General features: G+C 34.6%; 23 protein-coding genes. 3 read left to right on the top strand and 20 right to left on the bottom strand.

Going from position 1 to position 21724, the window contains the following annotated elements:
• The first annotated feature begins 48 nt into the window (after nucleotides 1-48).
• Both hflX and V1468_RS03780 read left to right on the top strand, forming a co-directional pair.
• Nucleotides 49-1260, top strand: coding sequence for a GTPase HflX (gene hflX, locus V1468_RS03785; RefSeq protein WP_331808916.1), 1212 nt, complete (start codon nucleotides 49-51; stop codon nucleotides 1258-1260).
• Between the two features lie 12 nt (nucleotides 1261-1272).
• Complete coding sequence (locus V1468_RS03780) at nucleotides 1273-3543, top strand: penicillin-binding protein 1A (protein ID WP_331808915.1); 2271 nt, start codon at nucleotides 1273-1275, stop codon at nucleotides 3541-3543.
• A 155-nt stretch (nucleotides 3544-3698) separates the two neighbouring features.
• Here the strand turns inward: V1468_RS03780 and V1468_RS03775 are convergent, their stop codons facing one another.
• The 17 genes from V1468_RS03775 to V1468_RS03695 all read right to left on the bottom strand — a co-directional run bounded on the left by V1468_RS03775 (nucleotide 3699) and on the right by V1468_RS03695 (nucleotide 19057).
• The gene (locus tag V1468_RS03775) at nucleotides 3699-4640 is read right to left on the bottom strand and encodes a DUF3078 domain-containing protein (RefSeq protein WP_331808914.1); all 942 of its coding nucleotides are present in this window, start codon (nucleotides 4638-4640) and stop codon (nucleotides 3699-3701) included.
• Between the two features lie 129 nt (nucleotides 4641-4769).
• On the bottom strand, nucleotides 4770-5279 hold the full coding sequence (locus tag V1468_RS03770) for a DUF2480 family protein (RefSeq protein WP_331808913.1): 510 nt from the start codon (nucleotides 5277-5279) through the stop codon (nucleotides 4770-4772).
• A 3-nt stretch (nucleotides 5280-5282) separates the two neighbouring features.
• The gene (locus tag V1468_RS03765) at nucleotides 5283-6722 is read right to left on the bottom strand and encodes a hydroxymethylglutaryl-CoA synthase family protein (RefSeq protein ID WP_331808912.1); all 1440 of its coding nucleotides are present in this window, start codon (nucleotides 6720-6722) and stop codon (nucleotides 5283-5285) included.
• Between the two features lie 12 nt (nucleotides 6723-6734).
• Nucleotides 6735-7061, bottom strand: coding sequence for a DUF59 domain-containing protein (locus tag V1468_RS03760; protein WP_278005616.1), 327 nt, complete (start codon nucleotides 7059-7061; stop codon nucleotides 6735-6737).
• A gap of 1 nt (nucleotide 7062) precedes the next feature.
• A complete protein-coding gene (locus V1468_RS03755) occupies nucleotides 7063-7485 on the bottom strand; it encodes a SufE family protein (RefSeq protein WP_331809342.1) in 423 nt (140 codons plus the stop codon).
• Between the two features lie 34 nt (nucleotides 7486-7519).
• Entirely contained in the window at nucleotides 7520-8353 is an 834-nt protein-coding gene (locus V1468_RS03750; RefSeq protein ID WP_331808911.1) for an META domain-containing protein, read from the bottom strand.
• Nucleotides 8354-8441: 88 nt separating this feature from the next.
• Complete coding sequence (locus tag V1468_RS03745; RefSeq protein WP_331808910.1) at nucleotides 8442-9680, bottom strand: aminotransferase class V-fold PLP-dependent enzyme; 1239 nt, start codon at nucleotides 9678-9680, stop codon at nucleotides 8442-8444.
• Nucleotides 9681-10994: a Fe-S cluster assembly protein SufD gene (gene sufD / locus V1468_RS03740; protein WP_331808909.1), complete on the bottom strand. Its 1314-nt coding sequence runs from the start codon at nucleotides 10992-10994 to the stop codon at nucleotides 9681-9683.
• 12 nt (nucleotides 10995-11006) lie between these two features.
• Nucleotides 11007-11759, bottom strand: coding sequence for a Fe-S cluster assembly ATPase SufC (gene sufC / locus V1468_RS03735; protein WP_331808908.1), 753 nt, complete (start codon nucleotides 11757-11759; stop codon nucleotides 11007-11009).
• 4 nt (nucleotides 11760-11763) lie between these two features.
• Nucleotides 11764-12180 carry a hypothetical protein gene (locus V1468_RS03730; protein ID WP_331808907.1) on the bottom strand — a complete coding sequence of 139 codons (417 nt, stop codon included), beginning with the start codon at nucleotides 12178-12180 and terminating at the stop codon, nucleotides 11764-11766.
• 4 nt (nucleotides 12181-12184) lie between these two features.
• Complete coding sequence (gene sufB, locus V1468_RS03725) at nucleotides 12185-13633, bottom strand: Fe-S cluster assembly protein SufB (protein WP_331808906.1); 1449 nt, start codon at nucleotides 13631-13633, stop codon at nucleotides 12185-12187.
• A gap of 9 nt (nucleotides 13634-13642) precedes the next feature.
• Nucleotides 13643-13972 (bottom strand): HesB/IscA family protein, encoded by a 330-nt coding sequence (locus tag V1468_RS03720; protein ID WP_331808905.1) that lies wholly within the window; start codon nucleotides 13970-13972, stop codon nucleotides 13643-13645.
• 111 nt (nucleotides 13973-14083) lie between these two features.
• Nucleotides 14084-14320 carry a hypothetical protein gene (locus V1468_RS03715; protein ID WP_331808904.1) on the bottom strand — a complete coding sequence of 79 codons (237 nt, stop codon included), beginning with the start codon at nucleotides 14318-14320 and terminating at the stop codon, nucleotides 14084-14086.
• A gap of 107 nt (nucleotides 14321-14427) precedes the next feature.
• Entirely contained in the window at nucleotides 14428-15483 is a 1056-nt protein-coding gene (locus tag V1468_RS03710; RefSeq protein ID WP_331808903.1) for a cytochrome-c peroxidase, read from the bottom strand.
• Between the two features lie 10 nt (nucleotides 15484-15493).
• Nucleotides 15494-16264 carry an MbnP family protein gene (locus tag V1468_RS03705; RefSeq protein WP_331808902.1) on the bottom strand — a complete coding sequence of 257 codons (771 nt, stop codon included), beginning with the start codon at nucleotides 16262-16264 and terminating at the stop codon, nucleotides 15494-15496.
• 13 nt (nucleotides 16265-16277) lie between these two features.
• Nucleotides 16278-17600, bottom strand: a complete 1323-nt coding sequence (locus V1468_RS03700) for a hypothetical protein (RefSeq protein ID WP_331808901.1) — start codon at nucleotides 17598-17600, stop codon at nucleotides 16278-16280.
• A 5-nt stretch (nucleotides 17601-17605) separates the two neighbouring features.
• On the bottom strand, nucleotides 17606-19057 hold the full coding sequence (locus V1468_RS03695; protein WP_331808900.1) for a choice-of-anchor B family protein: 1452 nt from the start codon (nucleotides 19055-19057) through the stop codon (nucleotides 17606-17608).
• A gap of 107 nt (nucleotides 19058-19164) precedes the next feature.
• On the opposite strand from V1468_RS03695, the gene thiL reads away from it, so the two are divergent.
• Nucleotides 19165-20217, top strand: coding sequence for a thiamine-phosphate kinase (gene thiL / locus V1468_RS03690; protein WP_331808899.1), 1053 nt, complete (start codon nucleotides 19165-19167; stop codon nucleotides 20215-20217).
• On the opposite strand, the gene V1468_RS03685 is transcribed toward thiL, so the two are convergent.
• The 3 genes from V1468_RS03685 to V1468_RS03675 all read right to left on the bottom strand — a co-directional run bounded on the left by V1468_RS03685 (nucleotide 20201) and on the right by V1468_RS03675 (nucleotide 21612).
• Nucleotides 20201-20431, bottom strand: coding sequence for a hypothetical protein (locus tag V1468_RS03685; protein WP_331808898.1), 231 nt, complete (start codon nucleotides 20429-20431; stop codon nucleotides 20201-20203). The genes thiL and V1468_RS03685 overlap by 17 nt on opposite strands.
• Before the next feature lie 85 nt (nucleotides 20432-20516).
• Nucleotides 20517-20759, bottom strand: coding sequence for a hypothetical protein (locus V1468_RS03680; RefSeq protein WP_331808897.1), 243 nt, complete (start codon nucleotides 20757-20759; stop codon nucleotides 20517-20519).
• A gap of 76 nt (nucleotides 20760-20835) precedes the next feature.
• A complete protein-coding gene (locus V1468_RS03675; protein WP_331808896.1) occupies nucleotides 20836-21612 on the bottom strand; it encodes an alpha/beta fold hydrolase in 777 nt (258 codons plus the stop codon).
• Nucleotides 21613-21724: the final 112 nt, after the last annotated feature.

Genomic DNA, 21724 nt, shown 5'->3' with positions numbered 1-21724 from the left:
ATATACTGAGGAAAATCCATTTCCTTAACTTTGTACTTTATTTAATATATGCTAGAGAAAAAAGATATAAAATTAGAAAGTGTTGTACTTATTGGTATTATCACTCAAGATCAAGATGAAGAACAGTCTAAAGAGTATTTAGATGAGCTTGAGTTTTTAACCTACACTGCAGGTGGTGATGTTGTAAAACGATTTACTCAAAAAATGACGCAGCCAAACCCTAAAACCTTTATAGGTACAGGTAAGATGGAAGATGTCATGAACTTTGTAAAAGAGAATGAAGTTGGTACTGTAATATTTGATGATGAGCTTTCGCCAGCGCAAGAACGCAACATCAGTAAAATATTGAATTGTAAAATTTTAGATAGAACCAATCTCATCTTAGACATTTTTGCGCAACGTGCACAAACCAGTTATGCCAGAACTCAAGTAGAGTTGGCGCAATGCGAATACTTATTACCACGACTAAAAGGAATGTGGACACACCTTGAAAGACAAAAAGGTGGTATTGGTATGCGTGGTCCTGGTGAAACGGAGATAGAAACAGATAGACGTATTGTGCGCGACAAAATTGCGTTGCTAAAAGCTAAGATAAAAACCATCGACAAGCAAATGGCAGTGCAGCGAGGCAACAGAGGCAAGATGGTACGTGTGGCTTTAGTAGGTTATACCAATGTTGGTAAGTCTACTTTGATGAATGTGATTAGTAAAAGTGAAGTCTTTGCCGAAAATAAACTCTTCGCAACTTTGGACACTACTGTTAGAAAGGTTGTTATAGGAAACTTACCATTTTTGGTAAGTGATACGGTAGGGTTTATCAGAAAATTACCAACGCAATTGGTAGAGTCTTTTAAAAGTACTTTGGATGAAGTTAGAGAAGCCGATTTATTGTTGCACGTGGTGGACATCTCACATTCTAATTTTGAAGAACATATAGAATCGGTAAATCAGATTTTAGATGAAATTGAAAGTAAGGATAAACCTACCATTATGGTGTTTAACAAAATCGATGCTTACGAGCCAGAACCTTTTGATGAAGAAGATTTATTAGAAGAGCGAACTAAAGCAAACTTTACGATTGATGAATGGAAAAAAACCTGGATGTCTAGAGTTGGCGATAATGCCCTTTTTATTTCGGCATTGAATAAAGAAAATATGGACGAATTTAGAAAACGTGTCTATCAAGAAGTGCGAGAAATTCACGTCACTCGTTTTCCATACAATCATTTTCTATATCCAGACGTTGAAGATATAGAGTAAATTATCTTCAAGATGTCAGCAAACACCAACCAATTCAAAATTCGGATAAAAAAGATTTTTAAAAACAAGTGGGTAAAATGGCTTTCTGTTTGTGCAGGTGCCATTTTACTGTTTTTGGTTGGTCTTTATATCAGTATATATTTAGGATTCTTCGGGAAGCTGCCAACCACAGAAGAACTAAGTTCCATAAAGCAAGAGCAAGCCACCCAACTTTTAGACCACAACGGTAAGTTAATTGGCAAATATTACATCTATGATAGGCAACCTGTAGAATTCAAGGATTTTCCGAAGCATTTAATAGATGCATTAGTTGCGACTGAAGACAGCCGTTTTTACGAGCACGATGGTGTAGATAATATCAGTCTAATGCGTGTGTTTGTAAAGAATTTAATTCTCAGAGATAAAAGCGCTGGTGGTGGAAGCACGATAACGCTTCAACTTGCCAAGAATTTATATGGCAGAAAAAATTATGCGCTATTTAGTATGCTCATTAATAAGTTCAAGGAATCTATTGTAGCCAAGCGTATTGAAGATATTTATTCTAAGGAAGAAATTTTAACGCTTTACCTAAACACGGTTCCGTTTCCGGATAATACTTATGGTATAGAAAGTGCTTCTTTAAAGTTTTTCGACAAATCTGTAAAAGACTTATCGCTAAACGAAGCAGCCACTCTAGTCGGAACACTAAAAGCCAACACCTACTACAATCCAAGAGTGCATCAACAACGTAGTGAAGACAGAAGAAATGTAGTGCTCAACCAAATGCTTAATTATGGCTACTTGGCAAAAGATTCTTTAGAGTTTTATAGTAACGAAACGTTGGAACTCAATTACAAATCCTACAATCACGATTTAGGGTTGGCACCTTATTTTAGAGAAGCTGTTAAACAAGAGCTTTCAAAAATATTAGATACGCTAAAAACACCAGATGGCGAAACCTATGATTTGTATAAGGACGGATTGGTTGTGCATACAACGTTAGACTACCAAATGCAACAATATGCTGAAGACGCAATGAAATCGCACCTTACAAAATTGCAAAGTGATTTTGAAGCTTCTTACGGAAAGTATGCACCTTGGAACGATAACTCTAAAGTTTTAAAAGTAGCAATTCAAAAATTGCCAATCGTTAAAAAATATAAAGAAGCAGGTTTGTCTGATGCGCAGATTAAAGATTCTTTAAACGTAAAAAGAAACGTTGAATTATTCGGTTGGAAAGGAGATACAATCAAAAATGTTTCTGTAGTAGATAGTTTGAAGCATTATTTGAAGTTTTTAAATACAGGAATGCTATCCATAGACCCAAAAACTGGTGCAGTTAGGACTTATATTGGTGGCATTGATTATCGTTTCTTTAAGTACGACCATGTTTCCCAAAGCGAACGACAAGTTGGCTCAACCTTTAAACCTTTTGTCTATACAGCAGCAATTGAAAATGGTTTAGACCCTTGTACTTATTTTGCACTTAGCGAAGTGACCTATACCAATTATGATGATTGGACACCAAGTAATGCTGGTAGCGATGAAGAAGACCCTCATATTAATTATACTTTAGAAAATGCCTTGAGTAATTCTGTAAATACCATTGCTGTTAAGGTGTTAGAGGAAGTTGGTATACCAAAAACCATAAAACAAGTCGAAAAATTAGGCATCACACACGAGTTGCCTAACAAGCCATCGTTGGCATTAGGTGTTTCAGAAATAAATTTGAAAGAACTCACAGGTGCTTATGCGAGTTATGTCAATAAAAGCAAGCCAGTAAAACCATTTTTAATCACAAAAATTGAAGATAAAAATGGAAATGTCATCGCTAATTTTGAGCCAGAAGTTGCCGAAGCGCAAGCTTACAATGATTATACAAGGCAAGTAATGCTTCAAATGATGAAATCTACTGTCAATTCTGGTACAGCAACACGATTGCGAAACACCTACGGATTACGAAATGACATTGCAGGAAAAACAGGAACAACACAAAATAATAAAGACGGTTGGTTTGTGGCATTAACGCCAAAATTAGTAACCATTACTTGGGTAGGTAACGATAACCATAGTATAGGTTTTAAATCAACAGGAATAGGGCAAGGTGCAAATTCGGCATTGCCAGTTTTTGCGAAGTTTTATCAAAAGCTCAATAAAGATTCAGACTACAAGTATATAACAAACGCTAAGTTTGAAAGTTCGTCTGAAGAGGTCATAAACGATTTGGATTGTGAGCCAACCAAACGCGATGGGTTTATAAAGCGTTTGTTTAAAAGGAAGAACAAAAAGAAAAAGTTTGATTAAAAGAGAAAAAGGTTGTTTAAAAGTAGAAAATCTGTCATTCTGAATTTATTTCAGAATCTCATTTAAATAGATTTTCAAAGTGTTTAGAATCTGAAACGAGTTCAGATTGACAAAACATAACTTTTAAACAACCTTTCTTTATATGCTAAAAAGTCTTAGAACTTATAGCTTAAACCAATTGTATAATACGTTTGTAAATCGTTGTCTACATTATCAAACGTTGGTTCGTCTGCAGTTCCCATTGGGTCAAACTGACCAAGAGCATAGTTAAGCGCTTCTTGTTTGTTGCTTCTTAAACCAAAATCGAAACCAACACCAATCATTTTCCATAAGGTGTAGCTAAAAGAGTTAGTCCACGTCCAGTTAGACAAGTCGCTAGACTTGTAACTTTGGAATGTAGAGAAGTTAGATTTAAAAGCTATAGCACCAATTTGTCTTGTATAATCTGCTACGATTTTAGCACCCATAGATGAGTCGAAAATAGCATCATTATCAGCAAATACAAAGTTGTAGTTTAATGGGTGAATAACCACGATTAAATTATCTAATGGTGTCCAAGTAGCACCAACACCAACGTCTAAGTAGCCTGGATCGTTAAAGTTGTTTAGTAATGTCGTTCTGTATTCCATTAAACCAGAAACAGCCCACTTTTCGCTTAACTTACGACCGTAAAGAGATGATAAGTTAAATACATCTGTAGTAGGTTCAAAATCATCGCTATCAGTATCGATGTCTTTGTTGTCTAATTTTACCCACGCTAAGTTTGTAGTTAAGGCATTTCTCCAAAAATATTTGTCTTCAATTTTGTTGGCAAAAGCATTAAAAGTAAAACCAATATTACCAGAAGAGTTATTTGGTGCGCCTTGCGCATACCAGTTGTTAAAGTTAGATAGGCTTCCTCCAATAGTACCAAAAGCACCTACTCTCCAGCCTGGTAAAGCATCTATTTGTGCTTGTAAGGCGTTAGCTTCAGCTTGAAATTTGTCAGCCTCAGCTTGTTTTTCAGCTTTTTGTGCTTGTAACTCTTCTTTTGTTTGAGAAAAACCAAACGAAATTGCAAGCATTAAGAATGCTGTTAAAAGTAATTTTCTGTTCATAATGAATTAAATTTTAGTAATTTAAGTTTTTTGAATAATTTACAAATATACGTGTTTATTGACCTTTTTGGATGTCAGAAAACAGCTAATCAATATTGATTAGACCTTAAATTAAACAATAAGTCACAATTATTTTTTCTTTTTAAAAAGAGGAACAGATGAACAAGCCTCTCCAAACATGATAGATTTTGCGATTGGCTTTAGTTTTTGAGACAATAAAACTAAAGCATTTGCAGGCACAGGTTTATTAGAACAACCTTTGATAATTACAGGCATATCTTGATAAATACTAAGGTCTAATTCCGCAATAATTGAAGAATAAATTAAAGACTCTAAATCCTCCAAAGTACCAATTACTGTGAGTTTAGAATAGTTTTGAAGCTCTAAAGCAATAAGCATATAAGCCCAATCTGGCACTATAGCATCTGTAGAGCAGTGTAGCGCAACATAGCAATTATTGTACTGAGACCAATCATGCTCAGCAACATGTGTTCTAAATTCTTTTTCTCTGAGGACTAAACCTTCAAGCAACCAATCTTTTATGTCAAACAGAATACGTTGACCATTTGGGTAATAATCCTCTAAGTCAATAACTTTCAGTTTACTATTAGCGACTCTATTTATAATTTCTTCTGCCATAAATTATTTTACGCTGTAGCGTCTTAAGCCATAATTAGTTTCATCACGTTCTATGTATTCTAAAGAAATTTTACTACCATTTTCTACAGGTTGCTCTAGCTTAGAGCGATGAATACTTTCATAAGTGTCTACACTGATAGCTGTTCTGTTTTCAAGAGTTTCAAAGAGTTTAATATCTTTAATTTTAGACATCCAGTCGTTTTGTACAACGCCTTCAAACACTTTGGATTTAGAGCCACTTCCATAAGCTATAAAACCTACAGGATTACCTGCAATATCTTTATTGTTTCTGTAGTTATCAGATAAAAAGCTCAATAAGGACATAAAAATTGAAGCCGTATACATATTGCCGATTTCTGAAGAAGCCAATTCGCCTTGTGCAATTCTTGAGTTTACAAAATCACTGTATAGCTTCGATTTATAGGCTTTTTTAGACCAGTCTTTTGGGTCTGAATCTTCAGGTTTACCAATTTCATTTTCTAAGTCTTGTTGAAGGTTTGAATCTTTAATCCAATGTAACCAATTGTTGAAAATGATACGTCTTCCGTGAAAAGCATAAGGCAAATGGAATACAATATGCTGCCATTTTTCATTAAAATCTGTTGGTTTATTTTGGTTGAAATGATCTAAGGCTTCAGTAATTCTATCACTATAACAAGCATTAGAGAATTGACCATCAAAAACAGGTTCTTCTTTAAAAACCTCGACAACTTCATTGCTGTCTGACCAAAATTCAGAATTTGTAGTAGATATAAATTTAGCAATCTTTTCGCTTGAAGCTTCTAAATCTAATTCGCTTAGAATAGATTTTAGTAAATCTACTTTTTTGTAAGTGCGTCTGGGTTTAAAGAAGTCTCCTTCGCTCTTAAAAGCCACTCCCCAAACATCATTAATTGTAATGATAGAAGGCTTATGACTAATTAATACTGCAATTGCACCAGCACCTTGAGTGTATTCTCCAGTAGAATTGATATCGTATTTAGACACATCTGAGGCGATGACAATGGCTTTTCTGCTTTGGTCTTGTTTAACCCAGTCAATACTATTTTGTAAAGCATCCACAGCACCAACACAGGCAAATGTTAAATCAACTACATCACAGTTTTTAAAGCTACGCTCGCCATAGGTTGCTGCTAATTCTTTTTCAACAATTTCTACAGCGTAAGTTGCTGTAGGTTTAGAACCGTCAATAGCACTTTCGGTACCTAGATATACACGACCAATTTCATTTGGATCGATGTTGTTTTGTGTAATTAAGTTGAGTAAGGCATTAGCCGCAAAGGTTGCAGCGTCTTCGCCAATGTTTGGTACTGCCATTTTTTGCAGACCAAGTCCTCTTTTTAATTTTTCTGCTTCAATACCTCTGGCTTCTGCCAAGTTATCCATTGTTACATAGAGTTGAGGTACATAAAATGCGATAGCGTCAATTCCTGTTGCAGTCATAAAAAAATGTCTTTATAGCATTCCTAATTCTAGTTTTGCTTCTTCGCTCATTAAGTCTTGAGACCAAGGTGGATCAAAGGTAATTTCTACTTCGGCATCTTTAACCTCGTTAATAGATTTTACTTTTTCTTCAACCTCTAAAGGAAGGGTTTCCGCTACAGGGCAGTTTGGTGTTGTTAAGGTCATTAAGATTTTTACTTCATAATCTTCATTAACAAAAACATCATATATTAATCCTAATTCGTAGATGTCTACAGGGATTTCAGGATCGAAAATTGTTTTTAATACACGAACAATTTTATCGCCCAAAACATTTGTGTCTATTGTTGTTTCGCTCATCTTAATTCAACTGTGTTTGGTATGCAATAGCATACATTTTTAATTGTTTTATCATGCTAACCAAACCGTTAGCTCTTGTAGGAGATAAGTGGTCTTTAAGTCCTATTTTGTCAATAAAATCGGTGTTAGCTTCTATAATATCTTTTGGGTGTTGATTAGAAAACACTCTAATTAAAATAGCAATGATGCCTTTAGTGATAATGGCATCACTATCTGCAGTAAAAGCTACTTTATCGTCGTTCATTTCGGCATGTACCCAAACTTTGCTTTGGCACCCTTTTATGATGTGATCTTCGGTTTTGTATTGTTCATCAATTAAAGGAAGTGTTTTTCCTAAGTCTATCATATATTGATAGCGTTCTTCCCAATCTTCAAACATAGAAAACTCATCTATAATTTCGTTTTGAATCTCTTCAATAGTCATAATCAAATTCATTTAAAACAAAGTTACAAAATAGCTACTGTTTAGTTGCTATTTCTACCATTGATAATATCTTATTAACTATTGATTCTATTTCTTTTGGAGGATTACCATGATCAAAAGTAGGTGTCATCATTTCTACATCTCCCTTTATAACAGATAATGTTGCGTGAGGTGCTCCATCGTGTAGGCGCGTATCTGTAGGTGCTTTTAATAAGTCTAAATTTTCTACTATTGAATTACTGAGCATGTTCTTAAGCATTTTCCAATCTTGTGCGTTGCAGGCATAGGTACTTAGGTTTTTTAAACTTCTTTCTTTTGAAATTTTTATTTGTGTTTTTGAAACTTCAATATGTTTAAATGATCCTCTAGTTGAGGTTTCATAGATAACAACAAACTTTTTATAATTATCTTCTACAATGCTGTTTTTACTAGGTCTTGAGGCCTCATTTTTTATTGCTGTAAAAACTTTTACATCGTTATTTAAGAAAGTAAGTGTATCATTTTTTAAGACAAATGAAGTCGCTTCATTCAATGCTTTTAAAAAGCTCTTTTCTAGATTGTTTTTCTTAGGTTCACAGAGTTTTTTTGAACTTGCGATAGGACCGAACTTAATAGTGTTTTCTTTGAGTGTATAATTCCCAAAAAAGGTATTACAACCAGAAAAGACTGAAGCATGATTTATTGAGTCATTAAAGGTTATTGTGAGTCCTTCATACGATATGTCCGTGGCTTCTAATTGACTAATGCTATAGGTTCCTGATAGGCTAGATTGTGCCATATTCTCTTTTTGTTCAGTCACTGTTGACTTAGCAGAATTGCAAGATCCTGTAAGTGTAACTAAAGTAAGAATACTTAGTAAAAATTTCATAAATAACGATTTTATTAAACTAAGTTACACTTTTGATGCCAAACTCTGGATAATTAGGCATATAAGTATTTCTATACTTTAATAAAATTTAGGATAACATCATTACAGCCTTCTTTAAGGAAGCAATAAATGTGTCGATTTCTTCCTTGGTATTATAGAACATAAATGATGCTCGTACTGTTCCTGGTATTTTAAAATAATCCATTATCGGTTGCGCACAATGATGACCTGTGCGGACAGCAATACCCATTTTGTCTAAAATAGTACCAATATCGTAAGGGTGAATATTGCCAACATTAAAAGATATTACTGATGTTTTGTGTCTAGATGTGCCATAAATTTTTACACCTTCAATGGCTTGTAGTTTAGAGGTAGCGTATTCCAGCAGCTCGTTTTCGTAATTGGCCAGAGTATTAAAGCCAACTGTATTCATGTAATCCAGAGCTGCGCCAAAAGCAATTCCACCACAAATATTAGGTGTTCCCGCTTCAAATTTATGAGGTAAATCAGCGTATGTAGTTTTTTCGAATGTTACTTCGGCAATCATTTCGCCTCCTCCTTGGTAAGGAGGTAATTTCTTTAACCATTCTTCTTTTCCATAGAGCATTCCAATGCCAGTTGGACCACACATTTTGTGAGCGGAACACACATAGAAATCTACATTTAATTCTTGTACATTGGCTTTAATGTGCGGAGCAGCTTGTGCGCCATCAACCAAAACAGCTGCACCAACGTCATGAGCTTTTTCTATTATGGTCTCAATAGGATTTATTGTACCAAGAGCATTAGAAACATGGTTGACAAAAACAAGTTTGGTATTAGGGTTTAAAAGCTTTTCAAATTCTGAAATTACTAATTCACCATCAGTATTCATAGGAATTACTTTGAGAATTGCACCTGTGCGTTCGCAAAGCATTTGCCATGGTACAATATTACTGTGGTGTTCTAAAGCAGAGACAATGATTTCATCTCCTTTTTTTAATAATGAAGAAAAACCATTAGCAACTAAATTAATACCATGCGTTGTTCCAGAAGTAAAAATTATTTCGTGAGACTGCTTAGCATTAAAATGCTTTTGAATTTTTATTCGTGCTTGCTCATAAGCATCGGTAGCTTCTTGGCTTAACGCATGAACTCCTCTGTGAATATTAGCATTGTAACCAGAGTAGTAGTCTACAATAACATCAATTACCTGTTGAGGTGTTTGCGATGTTGCTGCATTATCCAAATATATTAAAGGCTTGCCATTAACTTCTCTCTTAAGAATAGGGAAATCCTTTCTTACTTGTTTTACATCGAGAGTGGTATGGCTTAAGACTTTATTCATTTATAAATCAAACCCAATATTTACACCAAGCTTATTGGCAATTATTTTGGTAATTCTATTTTTTATTTCTGGAATTTTTACAGAGTCTAAAACGTTATTACTAAACGCAAACATTAATAAACCTCTTGCTTCCTTTTCTGGAATACCACGAGATCTTAAATAGAACATTGCACTTTCGTCTAACTGCCCAATTGTACAACCGTGAGAACACTTTACATCATCTGCAAAAATCTCTAATTGAGGTTTTGTGTTTATAGTAGCTTTATCGCTTAATAAAATATTGTTATTAGCCTGAAAAGCATCAGTTTTCTGAGCCTCTTTTTCAACTAAAACCTTACCGTTAAATACACCTGTTGCGCTATCGCCAAATATACCTTTGTAATCTTGGTGACTCTCGCAATTTGGCTCAATATGGTGTACTAAAGTATTATGGTCTACATGCTGTTTGTTACCAATTATGGTAATACCTTTCATAGTAGAATCTATACGCTCTCCGTTTTGATAGAAGTTAAGGTTGTTTCTTATAATTTTTCCTCCAAAAGAAAAGGTATGCACCTTAGCAATACTCTCTTGCTTTTGATTAATGAAAGTGCTATCTATTAACGAAGCAGTTTCTCTGTCGTTTTGAATTTTGTAATAATCTACGATAGCACGTTTGTTGGCAAAAATCTCAGTTACAGAGTTGGTTAAAACAGGATTGTCTGTTAAACTCTGGTGACGTTCTATTATCTGAACATGAGAATTTTCATCAACCACAACTAAGTTTCTAGGTTGAAGCATTAAAGCTGCTTCATTACCAGTAGAAAAATGTAAAATCTGAATTGGCTTTTCAACCAGTTTGTTTTTAGGTATATGAATGTAAGCTCCTTCTGCAGAGAATGCTGTGTTTAATGAAGACAAACCATCTTTTGATGCTATTTTATTAAAATAATTTTCAATAACCAACCTATATTTTGGTTTGCTAAGGGCAGCAGACATTAAACAAACATCTATACCATCGTGTGTGGTTTGAGATAAGTGCGAAGAATATTTACCATCGATAAATACAATTTTGTATGAATCGATATCATGAATAAAATACTTCTTAACGTCTTTAAATTCTAAAGCGTCTTCGTGTTTAGGAAACACACTATAATCATGCTTTAATACTGAATTTAATGAAGTGTACTTCCAAGCCTCTTGGCGCTTGGTTGGAAACCCTTCATTTTCAAAATGTTTTATAGCCTCAGTTCTAATATCATGGACAGGCGAATCTACATCGACTGTATCTTCGAATGCCATAAATGAGGAAACTAACTTTTCTTTTAATTCCATTTAGCTTATAAATTAAGCGTTTACTTCTTCTTTAATCCAATCGTAGCCTTTGGCCTCTAACTCGTGTGCTAGTTCCTTAGAACCAGACTTAACAATTTTGCCATTGTGTAATACGTGTACAAAATCTGGAACGATATAATCTAATAATCTTTGGTAATGAGTAATGACAATAACAGCATTATCCTTAGATTTTAGTTTGTTTACACCATTGGCAACAATTCTTAAAGCATCGATATCCAGGCCAGAATCTGTTTCGTCAAGGATAGCAAGTTTTGGTTCTAACATTGCCATCTGAAAAATTTCGTTACGTTTTTTCTCACCACCAGAAAATCCTTCGTTTAAAGAACGTGATAAAAATTTACGGTCTATTTCTAAAAGTTCAGACTTTTCACGAATCATCTTAAGCATTTCGTTAGCAGGCATATCTTCTAAGCCTTGAGCTTTTCGAGTTTCATTAATTGCTGTTTTCATAAAGTTAGTTACACTAACTCCAGGAATTTCTACAGGATATTGAAATGAAAGGAAAATGCCCTTGTGAGCTCGTTCTTCTGCAGCTAATTCGTCAATGTTTTCACCTTCAAGTAAAATTTCACCTTCTTCAACTTCATACTCTTCTTTACCAGCAATGACTGAGGCTAATGTACTTTTACCAGAACCATTAGGTCCCATAATAGCATGTACTTCGCCAGGTTTAACTTCGAGATTAATACCTTTTAAGATTGCTTTATCTTCTACGCTTGCGTGTAAGTTGTTTATCTTTAACATTGTCTTAGTTTGATAATTTTATAACGTCTTCTTTGTTTGGGTTTGGTTTTTCTACCTTCAAGACTTCTTTAATTTCTAAGGCTTGTTCCCACTTAATATTTGGATTTGTATTTTTAATTTTTTTTACTCTAACTGTAACAGGGACAGAGGTGTATTTGTGTTCTTTAAAAGGTTGCACTTCCTTGTTAAGTTGATGCATATTATCATCTACAACTACCGAGTAAATTGTACCATTTGGTGACTCAAAGACTGCGGCATTTTGGTCAGCATCGAATACAAATTCGCCTTTGATAGTTATGTAGCCATCATTTTGGTCGTAAGATTTAGCTCTGTTTTCTTCTAATGTCGGTTCGGTTTTAGTATTGTCCTTACAACTCATAAAACTTACCATAGCCAGTAAAATGAATACAATTTTTTTCATAACCTTATCCTACAGAGCCTTCTAAGCTGATTTCTAATAATTTTTGAGCCTCAACTGCAAACTCCATCGGAAGCTTATTTAGTACCTCTTTACTAAATCCATTAACAATTAAAGCAATTGCTTTTTCAGTGTCTATACCACGTTGGTTACAATAAAAAATCTGGTCTTCACCAATTTTGCTTGTTGTAGCTTCGTGCTCAATTTGTGCAGTTTTGTTTTTAGCTTCTATGTACGGAAATGTATGTGCACCACACTCGTTACCCATCAATAAACTATCACACTGTGAGAAGTTACGAGCATTTTCTGCTCTTGGGCTTATTTGCACTAAACCTCTGTATGAATTTTGTGACTTTCCTGCAGAGATACCTTTTGAGATAATGGTTGACTTGGTATTCTTACCTAAATGAATCATTTTGGTACCTGTGTCTGCTTGCTGAAAATTGTTAGTAACAGCAATAGAATAAAATTCGCCTACAGAGTTATCTCCTTTAAGTACACAGCTTGGGTATTTCCATGTTACAGCAGAACCGGTTTCTACCTGTGTCCAAGAAATTTTTGCATTATTCTCGCACAATCCACGTTTGGTAACAAAGTTGAAAACCCCTCCTTTACCTTCAGCATTTCCTGGGAACCAGTTTTGTACAGTAGAGTACTTTATTTCGGCATCTTCTAAAGCAATTAGCTCTACAACAGCTGCGTGCAATTGATTCTCGTCTCTGCTTGGTGCAGTACAACCTTCAAGGTAACTTACGTAACTTCCTTCGTCTGCAATAACAAGCGTTCTTTCAAACTGACCAGTTCCTGCTTGGTTAATACGGAAATAGGTAGAAAGTTCCATTGGGCAACGCACTCCTTTAGGAATGTAGCAAAATGAACCATCACTAAATACTGCTGAGTTTAAAGCCGCATAGAAATTGTCTTTCTGCGGAACAACAGTACCAATATATTTCTTTACAAGTTCTGGATGCTCTTTAATAGCCTCAGAGATACTCATAAAGATGATGCCCTTTTCAGCAAGTGTTTCTTTAAAAGTTGTAGCTACAGACACTGAATCTACTACTACATCCATGGCAACACCAGCTAATTTCTTTTGCTCATCTAGGGAAATACCAAGTTTCTCAAAAGTAGCTAATAACTCTGGGTCTACTTCGTCTAAGCTGTTGTATTTTGGTTTACTGTTTGGAGCTGAATAATACGAAATTGCCTGAAAATCTGGCTTTTCGTAATTAACGTTAGCCCAATCAGGCTCTTCCATATCTTGCCACACCTTAAAAGCTTCAAGTCTCCATTCGGTCATCCATTCTGGTTCTTCTTTCTTCTTGGAGATAGCTTTTATAATATCTTCGTTAAGTCCATTAGGAAAAGTTTCAGATTCTATATCTGTATAAAAACCATATTCATATTCTTTGGTTTTTAATTCTTCTCTTAAATCGTCTTCAGTATACTTACTCATTGCTTGTTTTTATAATGAAAATGATTCGCCACAACCACATGTTCTGTTGGCGTTAGGATTATTAAATACAAATCCGGTTCCGTTTAATCCTCCTGAATATTCTAAAGTAGTGCCAATAAGGTACAGGAAACTCTTTTTGTCAACAATGATTTTTACTCCATTGTCTTCAAAAACTTTATCTCCGTCAATTTGCTCTTTATCAAATTTTAAATCATATGATAAACCAGAGCACCCACCACTTTTAACACCAACTCTAACATAATCGGTATCAGGATTATAACCGTCATCATTCATTAGTTCGATGACTTTTTTCTTTGCTTGTTCAGAAACTTTAATCATATATTAAAGCAGATTAATTCTAAATTGAATGCAAATATACGATTTAACTAAGGTTTAACCATACTAACTAACATTATATTAGCATATGATTTAATAGAGTTTTCTTATAGATTAAGAAAATTTGGGTTTATTAGTTTGAAGCTTAAGATGAAATAATTGCCTTAGTGTAGTTTGTATGTGCTTATTGGATACGCTTAAATCCTCAAAATTACCGCTGGCATCTGTTTTTACAACAGTGTTACAGTGAGAACAGGTTAATTCAGCTGTTTGGTCAGAGTTTGTTTTAGACTTCACATAATTATGACCAAACACAGCACAGGGCAATGCTTTGCTTGTGGTAGATTTCATTTAATAAGATTTGGGACTGAAAATGTAAGTAAAATGAAAGTAAGAAAATGATTAAACTCACTATTTTTCGATGAAAAACACCTAAAAACAAGAATAAACTTACAAATCTAGTTTTGGAAGTCAGGATTGTTTAAAAAAGAAGGGTCTGAGAGTGTTAGTAGAAAAGCCTTTAAGTCAGCTTTTTCTTGAGGTGATAATTGTACACCGCCTTGTGCTACTTTTTTCATTAGAGGATCTATAGTTGGAGAATTTTGAAGTCCTTCACTGTAATGATCTATAACTTCATCTAGAGTAGCAAACCTGCCATCGTGCATGTATGGTGCTGTATATGCTAAGTTTCGGAGTGATGGTGTTTTAAATTTACCGTTATCATTAGGGTCACCTGTAAAAGCTCCTAAGCCTAAATCTGTAAGAGTTGCGTCGAGTCCATTGTTATGAAAATCGTTATCTGTCCATAACGGATTATTTGGGTTGCCATGGCAATGAAAACAATCTCCCTTATCTTCTCTTAAAAAAATGTCTAAACCATTAAGTTCTTGCTGTGTTAAAGAGGCTTGGCCTAATGAGTATTGATCGAATTTAGAGTTTGCGGAAATTAAAGTGCGCTCAAACTGGGCTATGGCCTTTGTAATTAAGTCTTTGCTAATTGTTGAGGTGTTAAAGGCTAATTCAAACAATTCTGGGTATTCAGGGTCATTTTGTAAACGTTCAACAACATCTTCCCAGTTGTTTTGTAGTTCAATAGGATTTGTTACAGGCCCTTCGATTTGTCGCTCTAAACTTAGTTCTCTTCCTGTCCATGTAAAACGTTCATTATAATTCCATGCTAAATTAAATAAAGGCATAGAGTTGCGAAAACCAGCAACTCCTGCAACACCTATACTGGTTGGTGTGTTATCAGAAAATGCATTTTGAGGAGAATGGCATGAAGCACAAGATTTTGAACCATCAGAAGAAAGAATTCCATCAAAAAATAGTTTTTTTCCTAAAGCAACTCCTTCAGCTGTTTGAGGATTGTCTGTAGGAATAACAGGAGGAATAATGTTGTTTGAAAATATTTCAGGAATATCAAGAGATAATGAAGCGGGTTGGTAGCCTGAATCGTCGCTGGAACAACCAGAACAAATAATAATAAAAGCGATAAGGATGAGTCCATTTTTCATCTTAAAATTTTTATTGAATTACATCTCCTAAACTAAAAACATTTTGTCCGTTTTCATACATCATAATCTGTGCTGTAGAATTAGGCATAAGCGTTTGGTTGTATATATTTAAATCCCAAAGATTAGGTGTGCTAAACCATTCTGCTATATTCATTTTTACTTCAATTTCTACATCGTTAGTAATAGCTATAGCGCCAAGGTTTACGGTAAAAAATGTATCTTGTGGAAATGTTGGATTAGCACCTAAATTATCAACAGCTCTTATAGCATGGTAATTAAAACCTTGCTCTTCGTTATTGGAGTTAATAAACTTACCATCAAATTGCATATAGTGATAACCACCTCCCATCATCTCTGGTACATTAAATGAAGCCGAATTTAAATCGGTGTAATTTTCGGCATTATCTTCATTATCTAAACCAAAAGTAAAAGACACATTTGTGTAATTGCCAGTAGGAATCTGATTATTTGGAGTATACTCTAAGTTTATTTCATTGGTGAGATCTACTAAATTATAGACATCAAGTTCAATTTCCTCACCATTAGCTTTTGTGAATATAATATCTGAAATCACATAGCGAAGTCGCTCAAATCCAATGGATTCACCATTTTCATTTACATATTGAATCGGTCCAAAATCAAAATTTCTTACAAGTGCGCCATTCCAATTATGTGTAAACTTAAATGTTGCTGAAACCTCAGATGGACTAACAGAATCATCACTAGAGTTGCATGAGATAAATAACAAGATTAAACATAAGATTGAAACGGTTTTTTTCATTTTGATACTATTTTTAATCTATTTTGATGATTAGTAAATCTGTAAACCCTTTATTGTTTAAGATATCTCCATCTGTACTGTTTGTGTCACCTACAGCTATAATTGAGCCACTTGTGAGTTCAGCAACATCATAAGAGAAATCTATGTTAGAACCACCAATAGTAGTTTCCCATATTAGGGTTCCACTATTGTTTGTTTTTAAAACCCATGCATCATTTTGTCCCTTGTTTTCAGACACATCTATGTCGCTACTTCGTGAGCTTCCTGAGAGTAAAAAGCCGTTATTTTGAGGTTTCTTTATCGCTCGGGCTACATCAAAACTAGAACCACCAAGGGTCTTTTCCCAAATTAGGTTTCCTGTAGGTGATATTTTTATTAACCATAAATCAGCCGCTCCTTTGTTTTGAGATATATCATTATCGCTACTACGTGTATCACCAGCAATGATGTAATTACCATCGTCAGTTTTTGAGATAGCTCTGGCTTCATCGATTTGAGAACCTCCAAAGGACTTTTCCCAAACTAAATCCCCAAACTCAGAAATTTTAATAATCCAAAAATCATAGGTGCCAATATTGCCAGAAATATCTGTGTCTTCACTGTCCGAACTTCCTGCAATTATAAAACCGTTATCATCTGTTTGAACTGCTCCATAAGGTGTATCGGTAAAGTTTCCACCAAAGTAACGACTCCATTCTAAATTACCAGAATTATCAAGCTTTAAAGCCCAGTAATCTCCACCAGCATGTCTGTTAGCTGTTCTTTGAGAATTGCCTTCACCTCCTGAGGCTGTGACATCCAAAACACCAGTGATTAAATATCCTTGATTATTTGTTTCAATTACAGAAATACCAGTATCTGTGCCTTGGTAACCAAACGATTTTTCCCAAGAAATATTTCCATTAGAATCTAATTTTACTAACCAGTAGTCTTGTAATCCTGAATTAACTGAAGTATCACCATCATTACTAAAACTGTATCCTAAAATAGCATAACCTCCATCTGAAGTTTGAATTATATCATAACCTCTGTCGTCTGCTGTTCCACCATAGGTTTTTTGCCATTGCAGTTGGTCGTTAGCGTCAAATTTTAAAACCCAATAATCAAAACTTTCATCTTGCTTATCAGTAATGTCGTTATCGTTGCTTTGGGTATAGCCTAAAATAGCATAACCTCCATCTGAAGTTGCTGTAATAGACTGTGCACTATCATTTTTGGTGCCACCATAGGTTTTGACAAATGTTAATTGGCCAACGTTATTCACAGCTAAATTATCATCGCTACTACAATTTAGCAGTAGTAAAACCAAAATACAATATGCGACTTTACTAATCATAAGTATTAATTAGATGGTCTTACTATAAACAATCCACCATTAATGTCACTTACTACTATATTTCCACTTTCAAAAAACGGATAAATATTCCATGCTCCATTAAAGGATGTGTTATCATCTGGAATGTAAGTATCTATAAAACCAGTTTCAATCATAACGCCTGAGTCTATACTGGAAATATCAATAGCTCTAAGTCCTGCAGTATAATTAGCTACGTAAAACGTATCGCCAACCACATAACCGTTATGGTCTATTGCTGCGGTTGGACCAAAGTATTCCATATGGTATAATGGGTTATCCAAGTCACTAAAATCAAAGACAATAGTTCTAGAGTTAATCCCAAAACTTATTTCATCAACCTCATCACCAAGTAAAAAATATACCATATCTTCTGTAAACCAACCTTGATGTGCGTATCCTAAGTTACCATAATCTATAGTTGAAATTTGAGTGGGATTTGCTTTGTCAGTGACATCTACAATTACGACTTCATTCTCATTACTACCAATTAGAATTTCTCTACCTGTATAGTCTGCATCTGGTCCGTTGTAAGTTATAACCTGAGCATCATGAGAGTAGGCATCGTCAGCATAACCACCAGCAAAAACTGGAGATGTTGGGTTTTGGATATTAATAAAATGCGGACCTCCATTAAAGGTGTCAGATCCTACAGCGTATGCAAATCCGCTATCTTCATTAATTACAATGTTATGAGCCTTGCCAAATTCATTATAGTTGGCATCTGCTGTAAATGTTTCAGGAGGATTGGTCACATTTCGTAGTCTAGTTAAGTCAAATACTTGCATACCATGACCAGGTGCTTCGCTAACTATAAATGCATGATTATTATAAACCTTTATATCTCTCCAAAGACTATTCACTGTGGCAGTTGGTAATGTGCCTAACAAAATTGGGTTAGAAGAATCTGTAATATCTACAAATGCTGCGTTTGTTGTGGTGCACACTAAAGCATATTCATTTCCTGTTTCAGGATCTGTCCAGCCCCAAGAATCGTTGCCTTCAGCACCATCACCTCCTAAAACATCAATAGGTATATGACTCATAAGGTCAAAACCACTGCAAGGGTGACCATTGGCTAATCCATTTTCACAAGGAAACTGAGGTAAAATAGTATTATCATCACAAGCATCACCTATACCATCATTGTCGGCATCTTCTTGTAAAGGATTAGCTGTTAATGGACAATTGTCGTTTATGTCTAAAATTCCGTCATTATCGTCATCTTCGTCACAAGCATTTCCAAGTCCGTCTCCATCTGTGTCAAGTTGGTCTTCGTTAGCTATTGTTGGGCAGTTATCAATACTGTCTAAAACGGTATCATTATCTGAATCCAAATTACCATTACCATCATCATTAGAACATCCTATTGCCATAACAGACAGAAAGACGCATGCAATTAGCTGAAAGAATAGTCTTTTTAGGGCAAACAAATTCATATATTTTTTTAAGCAATTTACGGTAAATTTCACACATTGTTAAAATTACCAAATAATTAACGCTCTTATAAATTCCTTTATTTAAAAAAGCATAATATTTTTGCAGTATGATAGAAGATAAGAACCCTAAAAGAACTCCTTTGAGCGAGTTAGGTGAGTTTAAGCTAATAGACCACTTAACTGAACATTTTAAGATTAATCATAAGTCTACTGTAAAAGGTGTTGGCGATGATGCGGCAGTTTTGAGTTTTGGAAAAAAACAAATTGTTGTGTCTACAGATTTATTGGTAGAAGGAGTACATTTCGATTTAAGTTATGTGCCTTTAAAACATTTGGGTTATAAGGCTGTTATGGTTAATCTTTCAGACATTTATGCCATGAATGCTAAAGCGACACAAATCACAGTTTCTATAGCAGTGTCTAATCGTTTTCCATTAGAGGCTTTAGAAGAGTTATATGCTGGTATTACAACTGCTGCTGAGCTTTACAAAATTGATGTTGTTGGAGGTGATACTACATCATCAACGTCTGGTTTAATTATTTCTATTACTGCGATTGGTGAAGTTGAAGAAGGGAACGAGGTCTTACGTTCTGGCGCAAAACCAAATGATTTGTTAGTTGTAACTGGCGATATTGGTGGAGCTTATATGGGGTTGCAAGTCTTAGAACGCGAAAAAGAGGTTTTTAAAGTAAACCCAAATTCGCAGCCAGATTTGTCAATGTACACGTATATTGTTGAAAGACAATTAAAACCCGAAGCACGCAGAGATATTATAGAGTTGCTTCAAAAATTAGAGGTGAAGCCTACGAGTATGATTGATATTAGTGATGGTTTATCTTCTGAAGTTATTCATTTATGCAAGCAAAGTAAAGTTGGTGTAGATATTTATGAAAATAAAATTCCCTTAGATCCACAAGTAATTTCTACATGCGAAGAATTTAACATAGACAGTACAACTGTAGCTTTAAATGGTGGAGAAGATTATGAATTGTTAATGACAATTTCACAAGAAGATTACCCTAAAATTAAAGGAAATCCTAATTTAACTGTAATTGGTTATATGACGGAAGAAGAAAGAGGAATGCACTTAGTAACAAGGGCAGAGCAGAAAATACCGATTATTGCAAAAGGGTGGAATGCGCTTAATAATCAATCATAAGAAGCTTCTGGCTTCTTTCTAAGCGCTTATTATGTACGCGGTTTAAAACCGAATTAATTTCTTTGTATTTTGGTGTTAACGGAATGAATTTTCCGTTTCCATCAATTGTCATTTCAGAGCTGCAGCGTTTGCATTTATATTCTTTAACATGATAGGTTACTACTTTAGAAACTTCAAAATCATGTCCTATTAAAGAGCATAACACATTCTTCATTGTGAGTACTTTTTTCTTAGTTAAGGGATTATTTAATTAAGGATTTTAAATATAAGAAAAAGAGTTATTCACAGGTTGTTAACACTTAACAAATCGACGAATTGAATGTTTTTCGCTTTAAACGCATCATTCTGTTATTGTATATGCGCTCCAAAGCAGAATTTATCTCCTGATATTTTGGCGTTAATTCCGTAAGCTGACCATTGCTGTTTGTTGTCAATTGCTTTTTGCAACAAGAACAAGTATATTCTTTAACATGGTTTGTTACTTTTCTTGTCATCTTGTAATTGTGACCGAAGAAATCACAGTATAGTTTAGTTGCTGACATAGTAGGTTAGGATTTAAGGTAAACATTTTGAGTTGGTTAAACTTAATAAATAAATTACTCAAAACGTCAAAAAGTATTATTTTTCGATGAATTGTAATAAAAAGTAAGTTAATTCTGATAAATTCTCTATGTAACTCATATGCCCTTCAGAAAATTCAGCAACATTTATATCTGTATTTTCAATTTTTGAAAGAAGTTGCTCTCTATTGATTAGTGTGTCTTTTTTGCCAATGATTATCAGTTTATCAGCATTAAGAGTATTAAAAACTTCAAATCGGTTCGGTCTAAGCTTCATACCTTCATTAGCAGCCATGTAGCCTTGAAGCGATGTCTTAAGTGCAATATCTAAAGCCCATTCGTATTCTACTTTGAAGCTAATCCTACTTTCAGGCGCAAAAAGATTAGCAAAAGACATACGCACTAAATTTTCAAAATTAGTCTTTGCCATGTCGTTGGCACGTGTTCTTAACGCTTTACGTTCTTCACTGTCAGCTTCAAACGTAGAATTCATCAAACAAAGTCCATCAAAAAGTTGAGGTTGTTGTTCTGCCAATGCTAAAGCCACATAGCCTCCCATAGAATGACCAATAAACTTTGCTTTTTTAACTTCTAAATGTTGTAAAACTGCAAACACCGCGTCAGCCATGTCTTCCATTGTGTGTACATAGCCTAAAGATGCTGTTTCTCCATGTCCTAATAAATCTATGCAAACTACTTTATGTGTTCTTGCGATTTCAGGAACTAAGTCGCGCCACATTTCAGATGTTTCTAAAAATCCGTGCAACAAAACAACAATTTCACCTTTGCCAGAAACTGTAAAATAAACACTAATGTTTTTGTAGTCTATAGTCATATTTGCAAAGTTAATTTTTGAAATTGGTTAGCGAAGCAATCCCTTTCATATTTGTTATATTTACCGCTCATTATTGTTATTATTATACGTCAGTTCGAGTGAATTTCAATCA

The sequence above is a fragment of the Winogradskyella poriferorum genome, assembly GCF_036553625.1.
In the GTDB taxonomy this organism is placed as follows: Bacteria; Bacteroidota; Bacteroidia; order Flavobacteriales; family Flavobacteriaceae; genus Winogradskyella; species Winogradskyella poriferorum.
This window is presented reverse-complemented; position numbering and strand designations above follow the sequence as displayed.